Annotated in this window: 4 protein-coding genes; 2 read left to right on the top strand and 2 right to left on the bottom strand. The window is 54.5% G+C overall.

Translation table 11 applies throughout. The annotated features are described in order from the left end of the window. Positions 1 to 314, bottom strand: a 314-nt coding sequence (locus tag D1841_RS16710; protein ID WP_160644793.1) for a hypothetical protein, incomplete at its 3' end; no start/stop codon positions are given. Positions 315 to 468: 154 nt separating this feature from the next. Between D1841_RS16710 and D1841_RS16705 the strand changes: the two genes are divergently transcribed. Beyond that, positions 469 to 1,485: a LacI family DNA-binding transcriptional regulator gene (locus D1841_RS16705; protein WP_160644791.1), complete on the top strand. Its 1,017-nt coding sequence runs from the start codon at positions 469 to 471 to the stop codon at positions 1,483 to 1,485. Between the two features lie 29 nt (positions 1,486 to 1,514). Beyond that, complete coding sequence (locus D1841_RS16700; RefSeq protein WP_160644789.1) at positions 1,515 to 2,558, top strand: Gfo/Idh/MocA family protein; 1,044 nt, start codon at positions 1,515 to 1,517, stop codon at positions 2,556 to 2,558. A 157-nt stretch (positions 2,559 to 2,715) separates the two neighbouring features. Here D1841_RS16700 and D1841_RS16695 read toward each other — a convergent pair whose 3' ends face one another. Beyond that, positions 2,716 to 3,456: a MerR family transcriptional regulator gene (locus D1841_RS16695; RefSeq protein ID WP_160644787.1), complete on the bottom strand. Its 741-nt coding sequence runs from the start codon at positions 3,454 to 3,456 to the stop codon at positions 2,716 to 2,718. Positions 3,457 to 3,871 lie beyond the last annotated feature (415 nt).

Raw genomic sequence — 3,871 nt, 5'->3', positions numbered from 1 at the left:
GCCCTTTCTCTCCAGGTGTGCAAGGTTATTGCAGGCCTCATACCCCCGGTCCGCCAAAAGGATAACCGGGCCGGAAAAATGGGGTCAACTGTGCTGGGTTGTACGGCTGTGTCAAGAGTGGAATGGGGTACTGTGAAAGTGATAGTGCGGGCCGCAGTGTCCACCACGCCGTTGCTTACATACTCGTCGTCCTTGCCCTTGTTCAGTACCAGCTTGGCAGCGGTGATGGTGGGCTGCAGTTCAGTCGCGTCAGCCTTGGTGACCGTCAGGGTGTAATACTTCTGGGTCTTGCCGTCAGCGGCGGTAACCAGCACCTTACGCAGTTTCCCTTACGCTCTGTGCGACAACGCTGCGACCGGCTTGAAAAAAATTCCGCAGAGGGCTTGACAAGGGGAGGAGAAGATGGTAATATGGCATCGTCACCACATGGTAACGATGCCATATAGAAAAACAAAAGGAGGAGGGTGTATGGCGGCAGCAGACGGGAATCCTAAAATGGCAGATGTGGCGCGGCTTGCCGGGGTTTCGCTGACCACAGTGGGCCGGGTGCTGCACAACAATGGGTACGTTTCTGGGGAAAACCGGAAGCGGGTGGAAGCGGCTGTGAAAAAGCTGGGCTATGTGCCCAACACCCTGGCCCAAAGCCTAAAAAGCGGGGTGCAGATGATAGGGCACATTTTGCAGTTCAGCCCCAACATGCTTTTTGCCCAAATCAGCCGGGCCGTGGACGAGGCCTGCACCCGGCAGGGGTATAGCGTTTTAAGCTTTACGAAATACGGCCTGCCGGGAGAGGATGAGCGAATTGTCACCGAGTTTATCGGCAGGCGCATGAGCGGGGTCATCCTTACGTCTATCGGGCAGTTTGACCCTGGGCTGGTGAAAAAGCTGGAGCGGGCGGGCATTCCCCTGGTGTGGATAGAGCGGGCGCCGGAGCGCAGCGATAGGGTGCTGCTGGACGACCAGGCCGGCACCTACAGCGCCACCCAGACCATGCTGCGGGCCGGGCACAAAAAAATCGCCTATATTGGGCTGGAGAACGGCCAAGCTGTGGAAGCCCTGCGGCTGGAAGGCTACAGGCAGGCACTGGCAGAAGCGGGCCTGCCTTTGGAGAAGGATTTTATAAAAATTGTCCCGGATTATCACCCTGCCAGCGGCTGCAAGGCTATGCAGGCATTGTGGGAGCAAGGCAGGCGGCCCACTGCTGTGTTTGGCGCGGCAGATACCCTTATTGCCGGGGCCATGCAGTATCTCTATCAGGCAGAGGTGAAAATCCCCACAGACATTTCCCTGATGGGCTATGACAACACCATTTCCGCCATGCTGTCCCCGCCTGTAGATTCGGTGGGCATATATGCCGGAGAAATGGGCCAAAAGGCGGTGGAGCTGCTTTTGAAGCGCCGGCAGGAGCTGGAAGGCCCGCCGGAGACAGTGTGGGTAGGCACAGAGCTGGTAGACAGAGGGACTGTAGTCCCCCCGATGGAATAAAACTTTTCAGGTAAAGGATGGTATGCAGTATGAAAAAAGTAAAGGTCGGCATTATCGGATGCGGCATGATTACAGCCCGCCGCCATGCGCCAGAGTACACAGACAATCCCAACTCGGAAGTGATAGCCCTTTATGACTTTGACCAGGAGCGGGCAAAAGAACTGGCGGTGGGCTATGGGGCAAAGGTGTATGCCACAGTAGAGGAACTCATTGCAGATCCGGAGATAGACGCTGTAAGCATCTGCTCCCCCAACAACACCCACGCACCGTATTCCATTATGGCCCTGGAAGCAGGCAAGCATGTGCTGTGCGAGAAACCCATGGCCCTGGAACTGGAAGATACACGGCGCATGATGGAAGCTGCAGAGAAGTCTGGGAAAATCCTGATGATCGGCCACAACCAGCGCTTGCTGCCTACCCACCGGAAGGCCCGGGAACTGCTCCAGTCTGGCATGATAGGCAACATTCTTTCCATCCAGAGCAACTTCCGCCACCGCGGCCCGGAATACTGGAGTGTAAACCGTTCCAACTCTACCTGGTTCTTTGACAAAGATAAGGCGCACTTTGGCGCGTTGGGAGATTTAGGCGCCCACAAGCTGGATATCATCCGCTTCCTCACAAATGACGAGGTGGAGGACATCTGCTGTGAAACTGTCACCCGGGACAAGCGGTATCCAGACGGCAGGCTGATTGATCTGGAGGACAACGCCTCCGCCATCTTCCGCATGAAAAACGGCACCTTTGGCACCATGAACGTTTCCTGGACCAACTATGGCGAAGAGGACAACAGCACCATTATCTATGGGGATAAGGGCGTTATGAAGATATTCGGGGACTTTGCCGATGACATCGTGGTGGAGCTGCGGGACGATACCCGGGTAAAATACCAGGTGGGGGCCATTTCCACCAACAAGAAGCAGCTAAAAAGCGGCATTATAGACGACTTTGTGGATTCCATTATCAACAACCGCCAGCCCACCGTTACAGGCAAGGACGGCCACAATACCCTGGCTGTCATTGTGGCGGGGAAGAAGTCTGCTGCTGAGAGGCGCTGGCTGCAGGTGGAGTATTAAAAGGGGCGTTCCCTTGGGGGAGGCTTAGAACGAAAAAACCGCACCCGAGGATTTTTCTATGGGTGCGGTTTTATGCGTATATATCAAAATGCAAAAAAGGCTTGCATCCTTTTGGATACAAGCCATTTTTGCGGCGTGCTAAAGAAATTGGATGGAATCACGTAGCTGAGGCTTTGATGGCTTCCGCAATGAAAGCACCCAGCCCCGGCGAGGTCTTATCAAAGGTGGCCTGGAAGCGGGGATCCGCCTCATACATCTGTCCCAGCCCCTGCAGGATTTCATCTGAACAGGGATAGAAATTTTTTGCGATAAAGTCCCGCCATTCCCGCACCATGGCTTGCGCCTCCGGGGAATCCGGGCCTTTTTCCATGCAGGCGGCAAAGCGGCGGAAAATACCGCCCATGCCCGCGTATATTTTATCCCACTCCTTTTTGCCATAGGAAGCCATGCGGCGCTGGGATTCCTCATAGGCCAGGGTTTCTCCCCAGCGCTCCTTCACCTCCTGGGCGTACTGTTCCATCTGCTGGTCGATCTCTTTTGTGTCAAATGCGGCAAAATCCATTATACATTCTCCTTTCAACAGGTTTTGTGTCAGTTCAATCAGCTTGTCCAGGCGCTTGCGTTTTAACATGAGAAGCCGCGTCTGCTTCTCTAACGCGTCCTGCAAGAAAATATGGTCAGCGCTTAACAAGGGGCGTATTTCCTCCAGAGAAAAACCAAGCTCTTTGTACAGCAGAATTTGCTGGAGCCGGGCAAGCTCCGCCTGTCCATATAGCCTGTATCCCGCTTCCGTTACCTGCGCCGGGACGAGCAGCCCGAGTTTGTGATAGTGGTGTAGCGTGCGCACGCTTACACCGCTGATAACGGCGGCTTCCTTTACAGTCAATAGGCAGTTCATCTTCATCGCCATGGGATACAGAGTTCGCACAAAAAGCCATAAAAAACGCGGCCCCTTGTGCCTGGTATCATTCCTTCCTTCATATTTTTCACCTGGATGGCCTCCTTTCCGGTACCGTGTTTACAGTATAGACTATAACGCAGGGGGAGAGTCAAGAGGAAAAGAAAATTTTCTTTTTGAAAATATGGGGGGCCCGCCGCTTCCCCTGAATATTTCGCCCTGAAAGTTTTTGCAGGCATATCCAGACGCTTCTTTTTCCATCCAATGCCCCGCCTGCGCACTCCTTATCCTGCCCCCCGTTCAACCCTCTCCCCGCCATTTCCCCCCTAAAACCTCCTTTTCCCGCCAAAACCCCTGCAAGTGTGAGTTTATAGATAACTTCCACTCGCCGGCGGAGCGGGGAGGAGGGGGAAGG

This window comes from Neglectibacter sp. X4 (genome assembly GCF_009917365.1).
Classification (GTDB): Bacteria; Bacillota; Clostridia; order Oscillospirales; family Acutalibacteraceae; genus Acutalibacter.
The sequence above is the reverse complement of the archived record's forward strand: the minus strand, read 5'-3'. Positions and strand labels throughout refer to the sequence as shown.